This is a genomic window from Shewanella sp. YLB-07, from assembly GCF_009377275.1.
Map to the genome: position 1 here is coordinate 133,434 of NZ_VOQB01000007.1, position 24,123 is coordinate 157,556.

Genomic DNA, 24,123 nt, shown 5'->3' on the forward strand with positions numbered 1-24,123 from the left:
ATAGACAAAGATGCCAAGTCTGTAATAAAAACTTGGCATCTTTTCCAATACTATATTCCCCAGCTAGTTTACGTATTCATCTAGAGACAAACGCACATTCCCCATCGCCACTTTCGTCGATTCTGTTGCATGTCCAGCGTAAATCGCCACTAAGCTATAGCCTTTCCCCTTAACTTGAGCTAACGCTTCTTTAGGCAGAGAAAATCTCACCGGAATCACTTTACCGGCGGGTATCACCACATCACGTATCGCCTGAGTAAACATCATGGTATCGGACCACGCCCAGATTTTATTTCCTTGAGGGTCCAATAAGTGAAGATCTGCCGTCATGCCCGATCGATACTGAATTGGCACAGCGAAACTCTGATTGTTGGTGATAATGAGTGACACAGTAAAACCCGTTTTCAATGAGACTTGTAACTGTCCGGATAACAATCCTTTCTCCATCTTGCTCTCCTTTTTTTCAGCCCCTTTAGCCAGTTTATAGGACTCTGAAGACGTTAATGAAGATTCATCGATTCTAGCAGGCTCCACCTGGACAACTGATTGCTGTTTAACTTGAGTCGGTGCAACCGCTTGCGATACTTCTTGAGAGCAAGCAGATAAGGCGATAATCCCAAGAGAAACACAGAATAATTTATTCATTAAAAGCCACCTAATTTCTTTAACAGACTATCTTTGAGCTTATCTTGCACCTTCTCTACCTCTTGTTTCAATTTAGCGTCAAACAGTCCTGCGGTGTCTAAAGCAAATTGGGGATCCGACATAGTGCCTGTGATTAAGAATGGAATTTCAATGCCATAGAGTAGGTCTGTATCTCCTCCACCTTGCCCTTCGAGGGAACCCACCACTGCAGTGGTTAATTGATAATCCAGTGCCTCGGAGATAATGTTGGCCGTTCCAGCCCCCGAAAGCCTGATTAACGGAGAGGACATCAGCAGATCCGGATTTGATACGACGCCCTTGACGACCGAAAAAGACCCGGTCAATGAGGTGAAGTCGGTTTTCTTTTCAGATGAACTTGTAGATGATCCACCACCACTGAGCTTTGCCTGGGCCTCTCTGATCATTTGCGGAATATTCACTCCGTATAGGGCACCGTCCGCAATCTCAAACTTACCTTTTGCGGCAATGTTCTTCTTGATATTATCGGCAAGCAGACTCCTGCCCTTGCCTTTAACACTGAAGTTTGCCGTTCCCGCCAACAGATCGACATCAACCGCATCTTTCAAGAGTTCTCTCACCTGAACCCCTGTAACCGATTTTTCAAAACTGTAACTAGGTACGGCTTGGCGACCATCGAGACTAGCAGTCACGGCGAGTTTTCCGCCATAGAGATCAGCATTGAGCTGCTTCAGATTGAGAATGCCATTCTTCAACGTCATAGCCATAATCCAATTACTGGTCATCATATTCGACGCCTTGATGGATTTCGCCGTTAGCGCCAAGGTGAGATCAAGAGACTTCATGGCACTTAAATCTGGCTCAACTTGAGTCGCCTCAGCTTGACTCTTCTCCTTGGTCTTGTCAGCTTTATCTGTTTGTGGCAGGAGTTTATCAAGATCTATGTCGCCCAAATCCAGCTTAGCAATGATTTGAGGCACTTTATGACCATAAGCGATATCCAATTTACCTTTGGCCTGGATGTCACCTGCATTTAATTCATCCAAGATAAGATGAATTTGCTTGGTCTCTAGCAAGATTTCCAGCTGGGTTAACAATGAGATATCTAACTGCTTATTGGGGATTCCCTCACCGGCTACCTCGTTAGTTATCTTAAAATCTTTAACCTGAACCTTAGTCATGTCTTGGGCGACTCTAATTGAGCCCTTGCCCTGACTCATTAGTGTCATATCAGGCATTTCAGCACTGAAGCGATACTCGAGAGTAGCAAACTCCCCCAGAGAGAATTTCCCAAGGGTTAAATTATCCAGACTAAATACTTGTTCGGTCCCGGCTTGTTTATCTGAGACTCGAATTTGTGTATTGGTGATCGAGACACCACCAATATCCAGACTCGATAAGTTGCCCGATGAAGCAGTAGTATCATTAAGTTGAGCTGGTTTATCTTCCGCGGCAGAACTCTGTAAACCGTCGAAGCTGGTACGGCCATCTTTGCGGGTTTCCAGATTGACGACCAAGCCATCGAGATTTAATTTAGCAATCTCTACTTGTTTACTAAACAGAGGCAAAAGCTCTACTTGTGCAACGATCTTGTTCACCTTTAACATAGAGTCATTATCGAATCCCTTAGGATTAGATAATGTAATATCTCCAAGCTCGATACCTATGCTTGGAAAAAATGTCCATGTGAGATCTTTTCCTATGATGAGCTCCCGTCCTGTTTGCTTCTTTACCGCATTGACGATTTCAGGTTTAAAATCATTTGGATCAAAAACCAAGGTCAGATAGGCCGCGAGACTCGCGAACATGAGAAATAAGACAATAAAAAACCATTTAACAATTTTCATAACAGGTTCCATCCAAATAGCTGAGCAAAATTAGAGCAAGCGAGAGAGGTCGAGTTCGGTATTGGCGATCCCGATGCCATTTTCATCAGAATATAACATCATACCCGGTGTGATTATAATGTTATCCATTGAAATCATACAATTGACTTCCCCTACACCTTTCTTTTGTGTTTTTATCGGGTTAGAACCAATGGCTTTGATGCCTATATCCATCAGTTTCAACGCACCGACATCTCTGACACAGCCATTGATAACGATACCTTCCCAACCATTTTCAACTGCACTCAAGGCGATTAAGTCACCAAGTAGGGCCCTGTTAATCGAGGCACCACCATCGACGAAGAGTACCTTACCCTTACCTTCTGTTTTAAGGATCTCTTTTACTTTTGAGTTATCTTCAAAACACTTAATGGTAACAAGCTCACCCCAAAATATTGTACGCTTTCCGTATTGCTTGTATTGAGTAGTTAACAATACCAGTTCATTATTAAAATAATCGAATAAATCAGGTAGCAGGTCCTTCATCTTATTCTCCATTAAATAAAATTAAAGATTACTCGTTCACTATTACCACAACAAGAATATCCTGAAACATTTACCTACTTTGGCTTTTATATGATCAAATGCCTTTGAGAGCCGGAACAAAAAGTCTATAATTGGCTCATTATGGGAACGTACTAATACTGTCCTTCTTACCTACTCGGAAAAAGTGAATTTTAATGCTTGATAACAATGACTTACAGAATGCGCTTGCGGCTTTAGATGAATACGGCTTCGATAAAAAACACTCGAGTGATTTATCTCAAGCAAGAAATAAACAGCAAATGACTAAATATATCGATTCGCTTGATTATAGTTTACGTCGTTTACTCATATTACAAGATACGGTAGAAGACTTGGTTGCAAAGAAGAAGCACCAAATAACCCAACAAGAAAACATTCAAACTTATAAAACTAAAGTCATCAATCTCTCCAGACAATTCAACATCTCATATGATGACGTTGTACAAGTCATGATTAATTTAAAAAACCAGACAAATTAATTTGCCTGGTTTTTAGTTCTATTTTCAACTAGGACTTATTTTAGTCTTAGTATGATGTTGCCATTACACTTTAAAGCTGGAGACAAGCCCATCTAATTCTGTCGAGCCTTGCTGGATCTGTTCACTCGTCTCACCAATTTGTACGCTCTTCTGTTGATTATCTACTGAAATATCATTGATTCGAGTCACATTCATATTTAATTCTGCAATGACCGAACTCTGCTCTTCCGTTGCAGCCGCAATTTGAATATTCATATCGGAAATCTCTCTGATTGAGGATTTAATGGTCACTAATGCAGTAACAATTTGTGAGGTTTCTTCTACAGTTTGACTAGAACGGGTTTTAGCTCGCCCAACCGAATCATTGACACTCTCTATCGATCCCCTAATCGCATCTATGATGCCGTTAATTTCTTGGGTAGACTCTTGAGTACGACTTGCCAAAGTTCTCACTTCATCCGCAACCACGGCAAACCCCCTACCCGCTTCCCCTGCCCGCGCAGCTTCGATAGCTGCATTGAGAGCCAATAAGTTTGTCTGCTCGGCAATACCTACGATAACATCTAAAATTTGCCCAATTTTTCCTGAACTAACCTGCAGCCCTTGAGCCACTTCCGAGGTATTTTCCAGTTCTTCGGAGAGCTCCTTTATTTTAATAACGGCATTATCGACGACCCTAGTCGTTTTATCAGCTTCTTCATCGGCACTCCCAGCACTATCTGCCGCGAGTTGTGCGTTAGAGGCAACTTCTGAAGCCGCCATAGACATCTCATTAATTGCAGTGGCTACACTTTCAGTTTCGGTTTGCATGTTGCAGGTGACTTTACTCGCTTCTGTTGAGATGCTGGCTAAACCGACCGCTAGCTCGCGGCTGTGTGTCACTGAATCCATGACTGATTGTACTAGTGTCTGGATTTTAACCACAAAGACATTAAAGTTACCTGCAACCTCATTGAGCTCATCATTTCCAGATTCTTTGAGCCTCAAAGTCAGATCCCCTTCTCCCTTTGCTATATTCTCTAGCGCTTGAATAGTCTCTCTCATCGGCCTGGATATACTATGAATGATGGCAAATAGAATAGCGATCACCGGAAACCAAACGAGCGCCACCACCAAGAGATACATCCAGGTAAAATCTAATTTTTGCGCATCGATATCATCGACATACATACCCGTACCGACAATCCATCCCCAAGGTCTAAATCGCTTCACCACGCTCATTTTTGGACTCGGAGCCGTTGCATTTGGTCGATTCCACATATACTCGACTTTCGCTGAGTCTTGTCGCTCGGTCCCCTTGACCATCTCCTCGAATAATCGAACGCCGTTAGGGTCCTTCATTCCGAGCACATTAGTCCCGACGAGTTTCTTAGCGAAAGCATGTTGAACCATCACACCTTGGGTAGTTATGGTGAAAAAGTATTCTTTCCCTGCATACCGTAATGTGTCCAGCGCCATAATGGCACCAGACTTGGCCTCATCTTCAGTTATCAGCCCCTGTTTGGATCTCTGATAATAGTCGCTAATGACTTTCTCACCCACATCGGCCAAAGAAGATATCTTGGCCTCTTTCTCACCAACCAACATATTATCGATACTCATAAGCGCAAACAGGAACATTAATATGGTAGCGAGTATGGATAAACCCAACATGATAAACAGGCGACTCGAGATTTTTATCTTTCTAAACAGGCTAATAATCGTGTCCATTGACAATCCTTAAGCAATTTGTGGCAAGCTGATTTACCTATCATAACTTTTGGAGATATTTCACTGTTTGTCAAAGATCGCTTGGATTTATTACAAGGTAATGATTTGCACCTCTTACCCTAGCCGACCCAGCTTTAAAAATGCATCGTCATGCTTTCTAAGTACTGTTTCAATGAAGCTACATCATATTCATTTTACTGGCTGTTCAACTTTAGTCTTAAGCGAGTGAATGTTTGCGATAACTTTTTACCTATCGTAAGTCTTAGGGTCAATAAACCAATGACGATTAAAATATAGATACTGGGCTCGATGACTTCAGACTTCACCGACCAATAGAAGTGAATAGGCACTAAGATGGCGACCAGATAAACCCAGTTATGTAATTGCTGCCAACGTCTGCCCATTTTCTTTCTAATGACTTTTAATGAGGTAACGGACAAGGCGATTAGAACCAGATAAGCCACAGCCCCGACTAATATGTAGGGACGCTTAAGGATCTCCTGAAACAGGAGTGACCATTCAAACAAGAGATCTAAACTGATAAAGGCCATAATATGTAAGCTAGCATAGGCAAACACATAGAGGCCGATTAGACGGCGAGTCTGTATCAATATCCCTTGTTTTAAGCGACGTGCTAAAGGGGATATCATCAGTAATATCACTAAGGTATTGAGGGCTCCGACTCCGGTATAATGAATAATGTACTGCACAGGATCCCCCCCCGCATCACCAGATATTACAGAGAGAACCAGATAACCGATAGGCCATAAAGCGACCAGATGTATGATGGCTTTCAGCCAAAAAAGATGTTTCGAAGTTAACCGCATTATTCCTCCCACTTTATCACTGAGCCTATCTCCGCTATTGTCCATAGCGTGCTTCAATTTCTGACTAGAAATATCTTTTTAAATCTAACCCTTGATATAAATCTGCCACTTGCTCACCATAACCATTAAACATTTGAGTGTTAATCCGCTTGGCCGAAAACAGGCCCCCCTCTCCTATACGCCTCTCAGTAGCCTGAGACCAACGTGGATGGTCAACATTTGGGTTCACATTGGCGTAAAAGCCATATTCATGGGTCGCAAGCTGGTTCCAGCTAGTGGGTGGCTGCTTATCCATGACTCGGATCCTGACGATGGACTTAATACTCTTAAAGCCATACTTCCAAGGCACAACCAAACGTATTGGCGCCCCATTTTGAGGCGGTAAGGTTTTGCCATATAAGCCAACCGCCATGAAGGATAGTGGGTTCATCGCTTCGTTAATGGTTAAGCCTTCCACATAGGGGTAATGGATCCCGCCGCCCATTAAGCGACTCTTCTGACCAGGCATCTGCTCGGGATCAAACAAGGTCTCGAAAGCCACGTGAGTAGCATGACTCTTCACACCGGCCTTTTTCAATAAGCTAGCAAGAGGAAATCCCACCCAAGGCACCACCATAGACCAAGCTTCGACACAGCGAAGACGATAGGTACGCTCTTCCAAAGCTATCATCTGAGTTAAATCGTCTAAATCTAACGTCAACGGACGCTCTACTTCTCCTTCGATGACAAGTTTCCAAGGATCGACACTTAGCCCTTGAGCATTTTCAGAAGGGTCCTGTTTACTGGTACCAAACTCATAGAAATTATTGTGGGTGGTAATTTTATTGAACGGCGTTGTCGCCCCATTACCGGTAAAACTCAAGTTTGAGGTATAAGTTAAGGGTGAGGTAAGAAATTGAGATATTTTCTTGTCACCAAAAAGATCGAAGATTCCGGCCTGAACTTGGCCTGGAATACTCGCACCTAAAGCGCCAAGTCCCATCGCCTTTATGATACGGCGACGGTCATTAAACACGGATTCCGGCGTCACATCAGAATCTTTAAGCTCCCATGGGGCTTTTTGTCTTATACCTTTGCTAAACTTCATCTCTACAGCCTCTTCTGGGTTCTAAGCATTAAAAATCACACACAAGTATTAGACAGGAAAAAGTAACAAAAAATTTCCTAAAATCTCAGTTAACTTAATCCGTGCTTAAACAGTGCAATCAATTCACCTCCTTTAATCGTCTTCAAAACACTCATCTATACCTCCAACCAAGATTAAACATATTAGCAACATACGATTAAGAGTTATTCATTTACGCTAAAAAATGCAAGATGCCACTTGAAGAGAGTCATCTTGCATGAGAGGCTATTCGCTTCATTCTTTATGGCCACCTTCTTATGCCTACTAATCTCCCTCTGTCACTACCCGAAATCATAGTCTTAGGAGCGGTCGCTTTTCTGTTTCTGCTCATCGGCGCCTTATTGAACCAACGTCTGACTCGACAGAGGTGGCAAGAAGTAAAAAACCAACTTGCAGACCAACACCAACATACGTTAGATGAAATCCAAATTGAGATCGGCCACAGGGATTCATTGCTACTAGATAAAGAAGCACAAATAGAAACCTTATACGCTAAGGTCGAAAAAAATCTCAGTGCATTAGGACAAGCTCAAGCCGAATCGAGTCGTCTTCCTCAATTAGACAGCCAACTGCAAGAATCTCAGCGAAAATTGATGGAAACCCAACTGGCCCTGTCAAAATCCAATGCCATGCAACAGACCTTAACCGTCAAATTTAGTACGCAGCAACAAGCTCTGGAAGATAAAGTCTCTCTATTAGAGAGTGCTGAAATCCGTTTGACAACCCAATTTGAAAATCTCGCCAACAAGATATTTGAAGAGCGCAGTGAGAAGTTACAGAGCCAAAACACTCAGCATTTAGATACGGTGTTAGCCCCTTTTAAACAGCAGCTTGAGGGGTTTAGGAAACAGGTTCAGGAATCTTATACTAATGAGCAATCCGAGCGCAGTGCATTCAGACACCAGCTCGAATCACTGAAAGCCCTCAACCAGCAGATGAGTCAAGACGCTATCAACCTCACCCGGGCACTCAAGGGTGACAATAAACAGCAAGGTAACTGGGGAGAGGTCATTTTAGAGCGTGTATTACAAGAGAGTGGTTTGCGAGAGGGTCATGAGTATGACACTCAAACTGAGCTTAAGAATGATGATGGTAAGCGTTTTAAGCCCGATGTCATCGTTCATTTGCCTGAAAATAAAGATGTCGTCATCGATGCTAAGATGTCATTGGTCGCCTATGAGCGGTATTTCAACAATGATGATGAAGATATCAAAGCACAGGCACTTAAAGATCATGTCCTCTCTATCCGGGGTCACATTAAGGGGCTGAGCCAAAAAGACTATCAAAAGCTTCATGGGCTAACCAGCCTGGATTACGTGCTTATGTTTATCCCCTTGGAGCCGGCATTTTTACTCGCACTTGAACATGACCCTAGTCTGGTGAACTATGCCTTAGAGCTCAACATCATGCTTGTTAGCCCTACCAATCTTTTGGTTGCATTAAGGACAATTAACAACATTTGGCGCTACGAATATCAAAATCAAAACGCTCAACGTATCGCCAAACAAGCAGGAAAGATATACGATAAACTGTGCGGCTATATCGAAGATATGGAAAAACTCGGTAGGGCCATCGAAGGCGCTGAGAAAAGCTATGCCAACGCCATGAGCAAGCTCGCCAATGGTAAAGGAAACTTAGTCCGACAAGCCCATCAGATGCAGCAATTGGGTGTGGATACCAGTAAAAAAATCGATCAGCGCTTATTGGATAGCGCACTATCAGACTATCCAGGACTTGAGTCCAAATTGAATTAGTCAGTCAATAGATGATCTCCTGATAAATATGGATATTGAAGGAAGACGCAATGCATAAGCAGTTTAATGGCATGTTAAAATCCTTGTTTTTTTATACTGGCCTGAGCCTGATCTCAATGTCGACATTGATGGCTAGCTCGGTTGTTAACCCAGCCCATGCCAGTAATTACACTGCCGAGCAACAAACATACTTAGATGCGCGAAAAGCACTCAAAAACAAGCAGTTCAGCAGCTACAATAAATTACGTAAGCAACTCGATGACTACCCTCTGACCGTCTATCTGGACTTTCATTCCAATATCAATGGCATTCTGACTCATAAGGGTAGCAGAGCCAGCTCTGAGATTGACCAATTTAAAGATACTCCCTTATTTAACACAGCTAGATATCGCTATTTAATGAGAACGGGCTCCAAACGGCGTTGGGATGACTTCTTAATGGTCAGTCCAAGCAGACCCAACAACATCATTTTACAGTGTTATTTCTACCGTGCTAAGTTGGCATCAGGCGATAAAGATATCGCTTTTAAAGGCGCTAAATCTCTCTGGCTTTATGGAAAGTCGAGGCCAGAAGAGTGTGACCCGCTCTTTCAGGTCTGGCAAAAAGCAGGTTATCGCACTCAAGAGATGATCTGGTCACGTATGTTCCTCAGTTTTAATGCCAATCAACACGGATTACTGACTTATCTGTCCAGAAAGATCACTGGTAATCAAGCCGAAGTAACGCGACTCCTGTCTGTATATAAAGATCCCCGTAGCCTGAGACACACGAAAAGATTTATGGGGCGGGCAAAAATTAATGGCGAGATCGTCGCCGCTGGATTAAAGAAACTGGCGAGAAAAGATCTCAAGCAAGCTGTAAAGCTCTATATGACCTACCAAAAACTGGACAGATTTAGTGATTATCAAGGTAGAAAACTCAGCCGCTATTTTGTCAAACGCGCCATCATCAGACAGGAAGAGCGCCTAAAATCATTCGTCGATACCATGTTGCCACTACTAGACAGTGATGATCTGGTGGAGTTACGATTGAGATGGGCCATCAGAGAGGCTGACATCACTAGCCTTATTGCCTACTTACCCCAGTTGAGTGAACAGAAAAAAGCTAAATCCAGATGGCAATATTGGCTGTCTAGGGTCGATAAAATCACCTCGAATCAAGCCACTTCAGCACCGAGTTCAGATATTGTCGAAAACCCATCTAGCAGCAGATTAGCGAACTTGAGCAAGCGTAGAAATTTTTATGGCTATGCCGCGGCACACGAGCTCAATGGTGAGTATCAACTCGAGCACGTTGATACCGTCAGTGACCCGGCACTTAGACAGAAAATCTTCGATGATAAAGCCTTGGCTCGTGTGATTGAGCTACTGGCCATAGATAAAACCATTGACGCCAGATCTGAATGGGTCCAAATGCTGGGACGACACAGCCAAGCAATGCAAAAAGAGTATGCAATATTGGCATTAGAGAATAAATGGTACGATCTCGGTGTTCAAGCCAGCATACAAGGCAAACTGTGGAACGACATGACACTGCGTTTCCCCTATGCAGCCGAGCAAGCCTTCGTGACAGCCAGCAAGAAACAGAAGGTCAATATCGATGAGCTCAGGGCTATAGCCAGAAGAGAGAGTGCTTTTTACCCTTACGCAACCTCTGGGGTCGGCGCCAGAGGCTTGATGCAGCTCATGCCAGCAACCGCAAAAGAGACAGCCAGGAAAGCTGGAGTCAAATACAAGGGCACACGTAGCCTGTACGTCAACGAGATAAACATTCGTCTCGGCAGTGCTTACTATGCTTCCCTATTAAAGCGGTTCAATAATAATCGTGTGTTAGCCACAGCAGCTTATAATGCTGGTCCCCATAGGGTTAAGCGCTGGTTAAAGAAAACCAATGGAGAACTCGATGTTGTCGCCTTCATCGAAGCAATCCCTTTCACCGAAACCCGTGAGTATGTACAAGCAGTGCTTAGCTATCGAGTCATCTACCAAATCAAACAAGGTAAGAAACCCGAGTTGTTTTCGGCTAAAGAGCTCGATTTTAAATATTAGTCAATAGGTACTTAAGCGTCTGCTCGGCAAGCATGACTAAGATTCTTTCAGGATACTTAATACAATAACGTCAGTGTCTCAATCCTTGGGAATTGAAAAATGATCAGATTTCACCGGTGTGATGAAAATTAGCTCATTCGAACCCAGTTTCAGGTAAAAAGCTTAGACAGTCAGCCTTTATTGTGAATAATTATCATTAACGTAAAATATTAAGATCGACTTGATGGTATCACTGGATAATCTTTACCTGGGCGCAGAATATCAACCCCTGATCAACACCTCGGACTCGTCTGTCTATGGCTATGAAGCCCTGTCTAGATTTACCGATCTCGATGGCCGTCACACGCCACCCAATATCGTCTTCGATCATCTGCATAATCAAGCATCTCTATTAGAAAAAGTTGAGATACAAGCTAAGTTTTTTCAACTTAAACACTCAATTGCCTCTTTGCCTCTGTTTATCAACTTAGACCCCCATGCCATAGGCCCCAAAAGCCAACACATGTTGAATTTATTATCGCTTCGGCCTAATTTAACCGTAGAGATCATCGAGAATACTTGCATCAATGATGCAAATCTCTCGAGAATACTGGTATCCCATTTAAAATCCAAACAGATAAATGTGGCACTCGACGATATTGGTGCCCCACATTCCATGTTGTCTCTAGCCCTGTTAGGCCAAGTAGATACCCTAAAGTTTGATATCCACTGGCTTAATCAAATGGGTAATATAGAGCAAGAATATCTGATGAAAGCCCTGATCCGGTTTGCTAAGGATTGCCGTAAACAAACTGTCCTCGAGGGCGTAGAAAACCGGCAACAATTTGCGCTCGCGCAAGAACTCGGTATAGATCTGGTGCAAGGATTTTTATTTAAGTCCCAATTCATCACAGCGCCTTCTGTCACACCACTACTAGCCCTCGATGAAAACCTGACTAACATTGAGCCTTTGCCTGCAAAATTAATGAACTAGCAAGCCATGCAAGGGTAACGAATTGACCTAGACTTAGAGTCAAACCAAGAAACTGGATCAAGAATCTAATTTGCCGCATAGTAATAACCATAATGCCAGTAAAGGGAATTCAATGTCCAAACAGACAATTTCAGATATTATCACTCAACTTGGGCGTGTTCTATTAGGCAAACCAGAACAGATAAAGCTGGCACTTGCATGTATTCTCGCCAAAGGACACCTGCTGATCGAAGATCTTCCCGGTATGGGGAAAACCAGCCTATCCCATGGCATCGCCCAGAGTCTGGGGCTCACTTATCAGCGGATACAATTTACCAGCGATATGTTACCCGCCGATATTCTAGGAGTCTCTATTTTCGATAAGGAGCAAGCTCAGTTTATCTTTCACCCTGGGCCTATCTTCAAACAGATGGTGCTAGCGGATGAAATCAATCGTGCCAGTCCCAAGACACAGAGCGCACTACTCGAGGCCATGGCCGAAAGTCAGATCACAGTCGATGGGATCACTCACCCACTGCCCAGCCCGTTTTTTGTAATAGCGACTCAAAATCCCAGCGAGCAATCGGGCACATTCCCACTGCCAGAATCACAACTCGATCGCTTTATGATGCGCCTCTCCATTGGTTATCCCAACGCTGCAGCCGAACTCGAAATGCTCAAAGGACATGACCAATCCCCCCAGGTTATGGTTCTTCCCCAGTGTATATCCCAAATCGAACTGGTTCAGTTACAGCAAGATGTTGGGAAAATTACGGCTTCAGATGCCTTACTTAATTATGTGCTCGCACTCGTCGAAGCCTCCCGCGTCCAGAATGAGGGGTTTGGCCTGTCACCACGGGCGAGCAAGGCACTACTCCAAGCCTCTAAAGCCTGGGCTTTTCTCAATGGACGAAGCTACCTTGTCCCTGAGGATGTACAGGCAGTGTTCTCATCGGTAGCCGAGCATAGGATCCGCAGCAGTAGTCAACAGCAGGGAGCTGCCCTATCTCAAAAAATTCTCAGCAACGTCAACCCGATACTGTAAATTAGCATTATGATGAATCGTGCTAACTCCACTAAATCCACAAGGCTCTGGAGACCTTCGCTCTGGTTGAACGCCTGGTTAGCACGTAGGCTACCGCCATCGAAACAGGTCACATTAGCCCATAAAAGTATCTTCATTCTACCCACGGGCTTCGGCCTATTGTGGGCCAGTCTGATCTTACTCTTGTTTATACTCGGCACTAATTATCAGAACAACTTGATAATAGGATTAAGCTTTTTACTGGTAAGCCTGTTTAATACCTGCATCATCTACAGTTATAAAAACCTTGCCGGGCTCTCACTTACTTCATCTCCTTCTCCTCAAGCCTACGCTGGAGAGACACTGGTATTCCCAATAAAATTGTCCTCTAGACAAGCTCAATTTGAAGTATTGCTTTCCTATCCCAATAACCAGGTCAATGTGCTCAAAATGATTAAAGAGGAACCACAGGTTTCTCTGCTGCAATTTAAAAACCTTAGCCGAGGCAGAATATTCCCCAGGCGCTTGAAAATAGAGTCGAGATACCCGCTTGGATTATGCAGAGCCTGGTCACATATAGATCTTGCTAATCAAGTGATCGTCTTTGCCAATCCCATCGAGTCACAATCAGAGCTGTCTTCTTTAGAAACAGACGATATAAGTGACACCTTAGACAAAGGCATACATGTTCAGGGAGTCGATGAGTTTAAAGGCCTAAGGCAACATATTCCCGGAGAATCATTGAAACAGGTTGCATGGAAACAACTGGCACAGGGACGAGGCATGCTGAGCAAGGAATTTCAGCAACCCCAAGGACAACCCCTCTGGCTCACTTTAGATAATCTAGGCTCACCGGACATCGAAGAAAGGATCAGTAAGTTGACTTGGTCCATCGATAAACTCAGTGAACGTGGGCATATTTTCGGGCTAGTAATAGGCCAACATAAGATCCCTCCTTCGGATGGCGAGAGCCATCGGCTTATGTGCCAACAAACCATAGCACTTCTTCCTGTGAGAGATGGGGAGATAAAATGAAGCCCTCGCAGCAGGAGATCATATCCCGGCATAGTCTACTTTGGTTACTCATCATCAATGTCGTGATACTTCTGCCACTCTATGACAAGTTGACTCCATGGACCATGGCCATCTGCGGCATCTGCCTGGTATGGCGCTACGGCATTTTTATGGGAAGAGTAGCCAAGCCTCCTCGCTTGCTGGTAACAGCACTCGCCCTGGCATCGGCATTGACTCTAGCACTGGTCACATCAAAAATTGGCTTACTCAACGGCTTGATCAACCTGCTGATTTTAGGTTATTCACTCAAATATATAGAGATGAGAAACAGGCGTGATGTCAGAATTGTGGTCATTGTCGGCTATATTCTTATCGCGATCACCTTACTCGGGCATCAATCTGTCTACTTCTCTATCCTATTAATCTTCATTGCCACGATTAACACTTGTGTGTTAGTTAGCCTCTACCGAGAAGATGTGAGGCTCAATGAGACAGCCAGAATAGGTTTTAGCCTCATCATACAAAGTTTGCCCTTAGCCGCCCTGCTCTTCCTGGTGTTTCCTCGTTTACCTCCCCTGTGGTTGATGCCGCAGCTAAAAACGGAACAAACTGGGATCTCAGATGAAGTGAGTTTCGGTGAAATAGGCAGGCTGACACGCTCTGCGGCTCTCGCATTTCAGGTCAAGTTTGATGGCACTCCCCCCAGAAATCATCAACTCTATTGGCGGGCTCTGGTCTTAGAAGATTACGACGGTCAGACCTGGAGACAACACGAAAGCATTAAAACCTTGGAATCAAATAATTTAGCGTCATCGACTGTGCCTGCTGCCACTGGGACCTGGCTGAATTATTCTGTTATTGCACAGAAGAGCAATCAACACTGGCTCTTCGGCCTGGACGTCGCTTTCAGCGATACAAGGAACATCATCCAATTGCCGGATTACCGCCTCTATTCCACCAAGAGCCTCACACAAAAGTTTCAGTACAGTGTCAAATCTTTCCCCTCTATGCCCATGGATTTAACACTCGCAGATCATGTCAGGAATATTAATTTACAGCTTCCGGAGCTGAGTAACCCCAGAACCCACAAATTAGCCAAGAGTTTTGCAGTCCGCTACCCAAACCCGGTAAAGAGACTCAATGCCATGATGAATTACTTCACCGAGCAAGCCTATTTTTATACTCTGACGCCACCACCTGTAGGTCCACAGCAAATTGATGATTTCTTATTGGAAAACAAGGCCGGATTTTGTGTTCATTATGCCAGTGCATTAACAGTTATGGCTCGCGCTACCGGGATACCTGCAAGAATGGTAACAGGCTATCAGGGCGGCGAATGGAATAAACAAGCCCAATATCTCAGCATCTATCAATATATGGCCCATGCCTGGGTAGAAGTCTGGTTAGAGAACAGAGGCTGGATAAGACTCGATCCCACCTCTATGATAGCACCGGAGAGAATACTCGAAGGTTTCGACGCCTATTTTCAAGGAGGGGACAGCTATTTTATCGACAGTCCCTTCAGTACACTTAGGCTCAGAGACTATCCCCTTCTCAATGAGCTGAGGCAAAATTTAGCCAGCATAGATTTCTATTGGAGTGTCTGGGTATTAGGTTTCGATTCGAGTAAACAAGAGCAGGTGTTACATAAGTTGCTGGGGAAGGTCACCACAGAGAAATTAGCCTTTTTCATGCTCTCAAGCTTGGCTCTTATCATATTAGTAATAGCATACAGTGCCGGATTACTGCATTTCAGCAGAGATAAAGATAAAATATCATCGGCTTACTTAAGAGTCTGTCGGTTATTAGATAAGAAAGGCGTGACCAGGCGGCTCGAGCAGGGCCCGATAGATTTTTGCCATAGCGTAGAGAGTCAGCTACCTGCGATTGCTAAAGATTTCTCTCTATTGACTCAGTATTACGTCGCGCTTAAATATCGAACATTAACGCCCAGTGGCAAAAAAAACACCACTAAACTTTTTATTCGATTATCCAGGAAGTTGAAGCTTAAACTGATCAAACTCTAACAAGAAACGGTAAACGAAAAATATGCATTCAACAATAGTGATGACGTAATAACCGGCCATATTTCAGTCAGAAAAAAGCGGAGCATCCTGCCCCGCATACCTAAACTTGCACAACATATCTCCATAGATTCAATCATTGAGTCTATGGAGTAGCCAGTATCATTCTGAATATATCTACGTCGAAGGAAGCACTAAACTCTTATCGACATATTCCAGCCCATCCTTAGGCTTAATACCATTCCATATAAGTATCTGGTCAGAACGATCAGATACTTACTCGGAATGGTATAAACTCGCAGACTAAAACGAGAAGGTTAAAACAAAATATTGCGACAAAAAGATCAGTTCGACCAATGGATGTGAACTATCTGCCACTCTCCACCAGTTTCCTTATTCAGTACTAAGGTTTCCATCCCCTGACTGTCTATCGATTTTCCCTTGAACACACCAGACGATTTAGTCACCGACATAGAAATTGCCGTGTTGCCATACACCTGTATCTGCTGCTCGAGCATGATGACTGTTAATCCTTTGAGATAAGCCATATCGGCCCTCATATGATGACTGGCATATTCTTGTAGCGAACGTTCGACGTTGCCTCCTTCATAGATCAACACATCTTTTGCCAATATCCTCTTAACTGACGCCTCATCCCCGCTCTGGATAGCGCGATGAAACTCACTCACCACCTTGGCCACAGGTTGTTCCATGCCAATAAATACTTTAGTCGCGGCTGGATGTTCTTCATTTCCGTGTGCCTGCACAAGACCGGAATAATTGGCGCCTAAGAGCAGTAATAGCCCTGATAAAAGGCCTCGCCATTGCTTTATTTGATATCTAAGCATTTCATTTCCTTATTTATTTTCTATATATCTTTTAAGCAGGATAAAAAGCCCTGCTTTAATCAATTCGTCCGTTTAAGCCAGACTTTGTGGCCCCAACACACTGGACAGCACAGCGGTTGTGGTTAAAATCAGCGCAGCGATGAGTATCTCGACCCCAATTGAACGCTTCAATATGCCTACTGAGTTCGCCTCGCCTTGTTTTGGCTTTGAGCTCAGCTTCACGACTAACGAGCCAGACTCCGATGCGTTATCATCAAGATTAGGCACCAAGCTAAACTTGTGCAGTGCGGCTATCGCCAGAATCGCCGAGATAATGAAAAGCTTAGTCAAAATGGCTCTTCCATAGCCAGTGTCGATAAACTCGCCAGGACTTTGAAACAGCAGGCTTAGCAATATCAGTCCCGTGATCACCACAACAGCGACGATAAATATGGCCTGCTTGCCAAACAAGTCCATGACACCCTTGAGTGATCGCGCTTCTAAACGGCCACACATGGTCCATAAAGGGATCAGTGAGCCAATCCAGGCACCGATGGCAACAACATGAAGAGCCACCAGCCATTTACCTAAGTCATCCATATCGGCACTGTGACCTATCAAGGTGAATGAATACGCCAAACAAAGCGTAGCCATCAGGAGTAGACCCAATGCACTATTTCGAGCGGGTCCCGTTCGGTTAACAGGCATAAATGTGGTAACCAAAACCAAAACAAAACCAGTAATACGCCAGGATACGGAGCCCCCGACAGAACTCTGCCAGAGGATTTCGGTCATCATAGGATCCCACATTCCTGAAAGACCGGTCTCGGCAAACGAACCTACCTGAATGAAGAAGTTCATGGCAACGGCCAAGACTCCGATCATGGCCCCCTTCCTCATGTAGCCGGATAAGTCGTCAATACCTGCTCCTGTACTTGAATCTATTTGCTGTTGCCTGATTATCGACCTGACATTCATTACGATCATCAAGAAGCCGCCCAGACTCGACGCCACGCCAATATAGATGAGCCATTTAGTCATGATGCCGACTATGTCGAACAGGCTTAACACCATTACATCAGTCATGGGAATGGCTGGCATGATCGTGCTCAGTCGCCTTAGCCATCACTTCATGGACCATGAAACCAAATTTTCCTTTCATCTTATGGGCATCTTCTCCCATGATCATCCAGTTAACCGAGTAACTTGAGGGGGACAATTGAGGTAAATCCAGGGAGAATTTCTTTGAGCTTTGCATGTTTGGCTTGAAACCAAATTTGATGTCATCACCAGCACCATCCTTCAGGGTCAATTTAACCAGGCGTACCGGACTGCTAAATGTCAGCACCAGCGCTTGGGGCGAACCTTGCAGCATCTCATTCTTCGCAGGACTCGACTCAATCAGCCCGGAATGCGCAAACGCGGCAGAACTAAATATCATGGTGGCAGAGATAGCGATTGTCTTAATTAATTTCATTTTGTACCCTTCAATTTATATTATTTAATATGTTGATTAATTTGTTTTTTATTACGTAACCATTAGATTTATCATTCAAATGTCGATTGACTCTTGAAGCTTATTTTCTTTTCTACTCTCGATTCCACCTCTTGATATCGGCGATAAAAACCGGACTCAGAACCAAGATCTGAAACCGACAACAAATTGAGTCTCGCTATCTTCCTCTCCCTCATCCCTCGCGTAATCTGCCGTGTTACCAAACTTCTTACTCCAATTGACGCCGATATAAGGCGCGAACTCCCTGACTATTTCATAGCGTAACCTCAGCCCCGCACCAAAATCTGACAAGCCAGATCCGATACCGACATCGGGATCATTCTGTCCGTAAAAGTTCATCTCAATCTCAGGAGTTAAGATGAGCTTTTGGGTGATCAAGAGCTCATATTCACTACTGAAGCTAACCGCCGTTCTCCCCTCTTTTCCCACATAAAGCGCCGCATCTATTTCAAAGAAATAGGGTGCGAGCCCCTGAATTCCGAGCACAGCCCAATCACGGGAAGGAGACGGTTCCAAGTCACGTCTCACTCCCATCTGCAGATCCCAATAGGGAGCGATAGCTCGGCTATACAGGGCCTGAACTTGGGCATCGATGACATCTCCACCCGAGTATTCCCCCTCAGTCTTAATCCAAAGTTTATTCAGGTCATAGCCAAGCCAGGCCTGTGCTCCCCAGCTGGTGGTACTGTTACTAGTGAGATCGTTCTCAAACTCATCGATCATCACCTTGGTTAACAAGGGATCGTCGGTTTCTGCGCCATAGGCCGTGTCGACACTGGCCAGATTTACCAGAGCGACCAGAGCGATGGCGATAAAGGGATAACGATTTATCAGATTAGTATTCATTTGCGACTCCATATTTATTCCCTTCTTTGAGCTTTTACTTGAGCTTATAGTTATGCGTTCTTAACTTGAACTTTTCTGAACATGCCCGGCATATGGAACAACAGGTGACAGTGATATGCCCAGCCACCTAACGCATCGGCCGTCACCAGATAACTGATGCTCGAACCCGGTTGCACTATCACAGTATGCTTACGGGGAATAAAATCTGGATCACCCGTTTCCAATTCACTCCACATCCCGTGCAAATGCATGGGATGGGTCATCATGGTGTCGTTGACTAAGGTGATACGTACTCGCTCACCAAATTCAAGTTCCAGTGGAGCAGCATCGGCAAACTTGATGCCGTTTACCGACCACATATAACGGCTCATGTTGCCTGTGAGATGCAGCTGGATCTCCCGGCTAGGCTGCCTTTTATCCAGTGTTGGAGTGAGCCCCTTGATATCTGCATAGGTGAGTACTTTTCGCTTGTACAAGCTTTGATGGTCCCTGAGTCCTATTCCCGGATCGGTCAAGCCACTGCGGGGGCTCGCCGCCCGCATATCGACCTGAGGACCAAATTCACTGGAAATATGCTTAATTTCATTGTTACTGCCATATCCGGCTAGCCCCAAACCCGTAACACTGGCCTTATTCATGTCCATCTGCATAGCACTATGATCCATGCCTTCCATATTCATGGTTTTATCACCATTTCCGGCCATATCCATCTGCATAGCACTGTGATCCATGCCTTCCATGTTCATGGTTTTATCACCATTTCCGGCCATATCCATCTGCATAGCACTATGATCCATGCCCTTCATGTCCATGGTTTTGTCACCATTTCCGGTCGTATCCATCTGCATAGCACTGTGATCCATGCCTTCCATGTTCATGCCCATGTCTCTGTGTACTAACACGGCAACGGGATCCATGGGTGGGATAAGAGGCTTAAGAGCCTGATCTGAAGTCAAACTGCCATAGGTGAAACCGGTGCGGTCTATGCTTTGAGCGAAGATACAATAAGCATTGTCAACTTCGGGCTCGACAATCACATCGTAGGTTTCGGCGACACCGATACGAAACTCATCGACGCTGACAGGCTGAATATTCTGTCCATCACTAGCCACCACAGTCATTTTCAGACCCGGAATACGCACATCGAAAATGGTCATGGCCGCGCTGTTAATGAATCTGAGTCTCACTCTTTCACCCTTGCGAAACAGTCCCTGCCAGCCCTTCTCTGGAGTATTGCCATTCATCAGATAGGTATAGGTATACCCGGTCACATCCGAAATATCCCTGTCACTCATTCGCCCCTTATTCCACATAGAACGCGCATTCCAGGTGTTAACTAAACCATTAGCTGAGATGTCATCGAAGAGATCGACTAAGGTGCGCTCACGAAAGTTATAATAATCGGATTGTTTCTTGAGCTTGGCATAGATGGACTCAGGCTCTTCGTCTGACCAGTCTGACAACATCACCACGTATTCCCGATCGTATGCCACGGGATCGGCATCCTTAGGATCGATAACGATAGCGCCGTACATGCCAGTTTGTTCCTGGAAGCCTGAATGACTGTGGTACCAATAAGTTCCGCTCTGGCCAACAGTGAAGTTATATTCGAATGTCTCCCCGGGCTCTATGCCCTCAAAACTGATCCCGGGAACACCGTCCATATTTGCCGGCAGGATAATACCGTGCCAGTGAATAGAACTGGACACATCCAGATTGTTTTTGACCCTAAGGGTCACCGACTCCCCCTCTTTCCAACGAAGCAGAGGCCCAGGTATACTTTGATTAACCACAGTGGCGCGGACATCGGTGCCAGTGAAATTAACGGTCTGATAATCGATACTAAGATCAAACACTTTACCACTGAGCGTCGTTAAGCCTTTGCGTAACGACGCGGCTAACACGCTCTGAGTGAAAGGTAGACTGGCCAGCATCATAGCACTCGCCGCGCCCATGACGAATCGGCGACGAGATAGCGTTCCAGGGGCCTTGACTAAGCTTCCAAGCTCCATTAATTGAGACGATTTAAGCATTTTATTCATAATACTGACTCCTCTAGTGAGTTAATTTCACCATAGACACTGCTACTGCCATCTTTGTTAAGCAGTAAAATCTGATAAGGCCTGAATTGATCACCATATTCCATTCCTGGGCTACCAACCGGCATTGCCGGGACGGCCAAACCGATCGCACCCTGCGGAGTATCGTTTAGAAACTGATGAACATAAGTTGCGGGAATATGACCTTCAAACACGAAACCTTGGCTAGATATCGCGGTATGGCAAGACTGAACATTAGCGGGAATGCCCTTGGCTTGTTTGAGCGAGCTCAACTGCCCAGTGTCATGGGCTTTGGCATCGAATCCATAGTTATTCATATAATCGATCCACTTACCGCAGCAGCCGCAATTGGGGTCTTTATACACTGCCAAAGAATGAACCTGAGCCGTTATTACTCCCTCTTTACTGGTATGAGTTCCATTAGCGACCTTGCCAGCCAAGACTCGATGGCTATCCATATAGGTCACGGCACTGGCTCCCAGTAGAACTGTGGCTATGAGGAGAGAAGTCAACATGAGTTTCTTACTTATACGGCCCTCACTTGAAGGCATGAATCTTGAGCTCTTAGTCTCTGGTAAAGAGTTTTCTGGTAAAGTGTTTTTTGAAGCCATAGGGCCTCCGAATATACGCAGCCTGAAACAATAACTAAGTAAAATTATTGCCCCATAAGATTAAAAGTTAACCTCAGGGTTCGATCAGATTTCAGGCTTAGAACTGAGTTAACGTCGGGCGGATCTGAGATTCTTGATAGAATTCATCATGTGCGACGCAGTTAGCAACAAAGGATTAAGATCGTAAAATTTAAACGGATCTATGCCTTATCAGGCGAGTATTGGAGGACGGTAAAGCGAAGAGGGATATTGATTAAGGGTTGTCATCTTGAACACACTCATCTTAAGTAGAGGATGTGTTGTTATATCTAATTCAGGCAGTGCCATGGTTAAAGCCACTGAGAAACAAGAGCCCATAGCGCAATTACATACGCTCTTACAGCAATCTTGATGCTCATCGTTTGTCATGGTGTGAGACATACCGGAATGTGCCGAATCAGGGTCTTGCATCGAATCCTGGCTCATCTCCATCGTATCTTGAGACATGGAGTTTTGAGACATGGTACTTGTAGACATGTCCATGGACATAGAGTAAGGCATGATCACAGACGCATATGCCTGACCGACAAATGTCAGTAGCATCAACATCAAGATGACTCCTTTACCTATATTCAAGATGACCTCAACTAGAAAACGATTAACTTTTCTAGCATAACCTAGGGCGTGTCGTTTTTAAACCCAATTTTAAATGTTCTAGCTGTTCATGATACTCAATACGGGTATTTTTAATCTAATATTTTCATCAAGGTTAGGATCTATATTCAGGTGGAATGTATATTTACTTAAGTAAAAACACAGGCAAGCACTCAGTTTTACAAACAAGATAATCAATCAGCCAGCCACACCAGCAACAATTGTTAAACCACTGAACTTTAGAGAAATAATTTCATTTATGAGTTATAATTGTCGCCTTTTTAAGTATATATTGCTGACCTCTGGGCAGCTAACGTTTTATTGAAGAATCACAATTGAAAAATCTAGTTACAGTTTCATTCTCAACAATTAATGGCTCAAGACATTTCAGGCTAGATAAACGATCACAAAGAGGGATACGTTGGGCTTTTTTATGCTTTATTTTCGTCAGCATATTTATCCTGATGGCCTTAGTTTACCTGTCTGAGACTGCTATTGATGCCAAGATGAAACAAGCCTCTTTGCAAATTCAATCTATCGAATTATCAGAGGACCTGGATGTTTTGATGAAGTTGAAGGAGCAACTCGAACAAGACCTGACAATGCGAGAATCTCATCTGCTACAAGTCTCTAATCGACTCGGCGATCTGGAGCATATGTTAGGTGTTACGATAAAAGATGAGCCCGGATTACAGAGTAGGCTAGATACTGCCGCTATTACATCAGCAGTGAGGATCGCTTTACTACAAGAATTGCCTAATGGTGCTCCGGTTAAAAATGCCAGAATTTCTTCTAACTTTGGCACGCGTACTCACCCAATTACAGGTAAGAAACGCAGTCACAATGGAATTGATTATGCGGTCAATACTGGATCGCCAGTTTATGCAACCGCTGATGGTGTTGTAGAAGTGGTTCGTCCGAGTAATACGGGGTCTGGCAACTTCCTTCGTTTGCAACATTCATTTGGGATAAGCAGCTCTTATTCACATTTACAAAAATTTAATGTCTCAGCGGGAGCCTTTATCAAAAAAGGCGATTTAATTGCCTATTCGGGAAATACCGGCTTATCCTCCGGACCGCATTTACACTATGAAGTGCGCTTTGTTGGACGGCCAAAAAACCCAAGGAACTTTGTTGAATGGGATCTGGAAAACTTTGACTCTCTCTTTGAAAAACAAAAAGGTATACGATGGGATTACTTAGTAAAAACAGTCGAGCAAAGGGTGAGCTCACAACTACAACTGTCATCGCAAAAGGCTGCCATATCGCCGGCGAGCTGAGGTTATCCGGCCATATTCAAATTGACGGATTTATCGAAGGAAAAATGAATACACAGCAAACAATTATCGTCAGTAATGAAGGTAGAGTAAAAGGCGAACTGTGGGCAGACAAACTCATCGTCAGCGGTCTAGTAGAAGGCAATTGCTATGCTGATACCATACAAATTTTGGCTAATGGTAAAATCAGTGGAAAAATTTACAGTGATAATTTGAGCATAGAGCTTGGGGGATGCTTCCTGGGAGAAACCCAATTAAGTATTAAAGATCTGGTTATTGAACATAACACTCCAAATGTTGAAACCTTAAAAACCGCATAATCCCTCGCTATTTTGTAGTGAGTAACAGCAAAAAATAGAC

General features: G+C 44.2%; 22 protein-coding genes. 9 read left to right on the forward strand and 13 right to left on the reverse strand.

Annotated elements, in window-relative coordinates; genetic code table 11:
- Nucleotides 1-63: 63 nt before the first annotated feature.
- From FS373_RS16650 to FS373_RS16660, 3 genes are read right to left on the reverse strand one after another with little or no spacing between them, the layout of a single operon-like run.
- The gene (locus tag FS373_RS16650; RefSeq protein WP_152829901.1) at nt 64-645 is read right to left on the reverse strand and encodes a BsuPI-related putative proteinase inhibitor; all 582 of its coding nucleotides are present in this window, start codon (nt 643-645) and stop codon (nt 64-66) included.
- Complete coding sequence (locus FS373_RS16655; protein ID WP_144046749.1) at nt 645-2,471, reverse strand: AsmA family protein; 1,827 nt, start codon at nt 2,469-2,471, stop codon at nt 645-647. The genes FS373_RS16650 and FS373_RS16655 overlap by 1 nt, the downstream gene beginning before the upstream one ends.
- A gap of 30 nt (nt 2,472-2,501) precedes the next feature.
- Nucleotides 2,502-2,996, reverse strand: a complete 495-nt coding sequence (locus FS373_RS16660; protein ID WP_144046750.1) for a putative 4-hydroxy-4-methyl-2-oxoglutarate aldolase — start codon at nt 2,994-2,996, stop codon at nt 2,502-2,504.
- A 194-nt stretch (nt 2,997-3,190) separates the two neighbouring features.
- On the opposite strand from FS373_RS16660, the gene FS373_RS16665 reads away from it, so the two are divergent.
- The gene (locus FS373_RS16665) at nt 3,191-3,514 is read left to right on the forward strand and encodes a hypothetical protein (RefSeq protein ID WP_144046751.1); all 324 of its coding nucleotides are present in this window, start codon (nt 3,191-3,193) and stop codon (nt 3,512-3,514) included.
- A 63-nt stretch (nt 3,515-3,577) separates the two neighbouring features.
- Here the strand turns inward: FS373_RS16665 and FS373_RS16670 are convergent, their stop codons facing one another.
- The 3 genes from FS373_RS16670 to msrP form a co-directional block, all read right to left on the reverse strand.
- The gene (locus FS373_RS16670; RefSeq protein ID WP_152829902.1) at nt 3,578-5,224 is read right to left on the reverse strand and encodes a methyl-accepting chemotaxis protein; all 1,647 of its coding nucleotides are present in this window, start codon (nt 5,222-5,224) and stop codon (nt 3,578-3,580) included.
- 194 nt (nt 5,225-5,418) lie between these two features.
- Nucleotides 5,419-6,054, reverse strand: a complete 636-nt coding sequence (msrQ, locus tag FS373_RS16675; RefSeq protein ID WP_322619524.1) for a protein-methionine-sulfoxide reductase heme-binding subunit MsrQ — start codon at nt 6,052-6,054, stop codon at nt 5,419-5,421.
- Nucleotides 6,055-6,115: 61 nt separating this feature from the next.
- Nucleotides 6,116-7,138, reverse strand: a complete 1,023-nt coding sequence (msrP, locus tag FS373_RS16680) for a protein-methionine-sulfoxide reductase catalytic subunit MsrP (RefSeq protein ID WP_144046752.1) — start codon at nt 7,136-7,138, stop codon at nt 6,116-6,118.
- Between the two features lie 296 nt (nt 7,139-7,434).
- Here msrP and rmuC point away from each other — a divergent pair, with 296 nt between their 5' ends.
- The 6 genes from rmuC (at nt 7,435) to FS373_RS16710 (ending at nt 15,996) form a co-directional block, all read left to right on the forward strand.
- Complete coding sequence (gene rmuC, locus FS373_RS16685) at nt 7,435-8,931, forward strand: DNA recombination protein RmuC (protein ID WP_144046753.1); 1,497 nt, start codon at nt 7,435-7,437, stop codon at nt 8,929-8,931.
- 50 nt (nt 8,932-8,981) lie between these two features.
- Nucleotides 8,982-10,979: a transglycosylase SLT domain-containing protein gene (locus FS373_RS16690; RefSeq protein ID WP_407695599.1), complete on the forward strand. Its 1,998-nt coding sequence runs from the start codon at nt 8,982-8,984 to the stop codon at nt 10,977-10,979.
- A 223-nt stretch (nt 10,980-11,202) separates the two neighbouring features.
- Nucleotides 11,203-11,952 (forward strand): EAL domain-containing protein, encoded by a 750-nt coding sequence (locus FS373_RS16695; RefSeq protein ID WP_144046754.1) that lies wholly within the window; start codon nt 11,203-11,205, stop codon nt 11,950-11,952.
- A 112-nt stretch (nt 11,953-12,064) separates the two neighbouring features.
- The gene (locus tag FS373_RS16700; RefSeq protein ID WP_144046755.1) at nt 12,065-12,976 is read left to right on the forward strand and encodes an AAA family ATPase; all 912 of its coding nucleotides are present in this window, start codon (nt 12,065-12,067) and stop codon (nt 12,974-12,976) included.
- 66 nt (nt 12,977-13,042) lie between these two features.
- Nucleotides 13,043-13,990 carry a DUF58 domain-containing protein gene (locus FS373_RS16705; RefSeq protein ID WP_227992889.1) on the forward strand — a complete coding sequence of 316 codons (948 nt, stop codon included), beginning with the start codon at nt 13,043-13,045 and terminating at the stop codon, nt 13,988-13,990.
- Nucleotides 13,987-15,996 carry a transglutaminase TgpA family protein gene (locus FS373_RS16710; RefSeq protein WP_152829905.1) on the forward strand — a complete coding sequence of 670 codons (2,010 nt, stop codon included), beginning with the start codon at nt 13,987-13,989 and terminating at the stop codon, nt 15,994-15,996. Before FS373_RS16705 ends, FS373_RS16710 begins: the two co-directional genes overlap by 4 nt.
- A gap of 341 nt (nt 15,997-16,337) precedes the next feature.
- On the opposite strand, the gene FS373_RS16715 is transcribed toward FS373_RS16710, so the two are convergent.
- The 7 genes from FS373_RS16715 to FS373_RS16745 form a co-directional block, all read right to left on the reverse strand.
- The gene (locus FS373_RS16715) at nt 16,338-16,841 is read right to left on the reverse strand and encodes a YybH family protein (RefSeq protein ID WP_144046757.1); all 504 of its coding nucleotides are present in this window, start codon (nt 16,839-16,841) and stop codon (nt 16,338-16,340) included.
- A gap of 72 nt (nt 16,842-16,913) precedes the next feature.
- Nucleotides 16,914-17,921 (reverse strand): copper resistance D family protein, encoded by a 1,008-nt coding sequence (locus tag FS373_RS16720; protein WP_152829906.1) that lies wholly within the window; start codon nt 17,919-17,921, stop codon nt 16,914-16,916.
- A complete protein-coding gene (locus FS373_RS16725; RefSeq protein WP_152829907.1) occupies nt 17,899-18,297 on the reverse strand; it encodes a copper resistance CopC family protein in 399 nt (132 codons plus the stop codon). The genes FS373_RS16720 and FS373_RS16725 overlap by 23 nt, the downstream gene beginning before the upstream one ends.
- A gap of 156 nt (nt 18,298-18,453) precedes the next feature.
- A complete protein-coding gene (locus FS373_RS16730; RefSeq protein WP_227992891.1) occupies nt 18,454-19,182 on the reverse strand; it encodes a copper resistance protein B in 729 nt (242 codons plus the stop codon).
- A 50-nt stretch (nt 19,183-19,232) separates the two neighbouring features.
- Entirely contained in the window at nt 19,233-21,224 is a 1,992-nt protein-coding gene (locus FS373_RS16735) for a copper resistance system multicopper oxidase (protein ID WP_407695600.1), read from the reverse strand.
- Entirely contained in the window at nt 21,221-21,853 is a 633-nt protein-coding gene (locus FS373_RS16740; protein WP_227992894.1) for a DUF411 domain-containing protein, read from the reverse strand. The genes FS373_RS16735 and FS373_RS16740 overlap by 4 nt, the downstream gene beginning before the upstream one ends.
- A 210-nt stretch (nt 21,854-22,063) precedes the next feature.
- Nucleotides 22,064-22,468, reverse strand: coding sequence for a CopL family metal-binding regulatory protein (locus tag FS373_RS16745; protein ID WP_144046761.1), 405 nt, complete (start codon nt 22,466-22,468; stop codon nt 22,064-22,066).
- A 353-nt stretch (nt 22,469-22,821) separates the two neighbouring features.
- Between FS373_RS16745 and FS373_RS16750 the strand changes: the two genes are divergently transcribed.
- Entirely contained in the window at nt 22,822-23,766 is a 945-nt protein-coding gene (locus FS373_RS16750; RefSeq protein WP_152829908.1) for a M23 family metallopeptidase, read from the forward strand.
- On the forward strand, nt 23,676-24,083 hold the full coding sequence (locus tag FS373_RS16755) for a bactofilin family protein (RefSeq protein WP_152829909.1): 408 nt from the start codon (nt 23,676-23,678) through the stop codon (nt 24,081-24,083). Before FS373_RS16750 ends, FS373_RS16755 begins: the two co-directional genes overlap by 91 nt.
- The last annotated feature ends 40 nt before the right edge of the window (nt 24,084-24,123 follow it).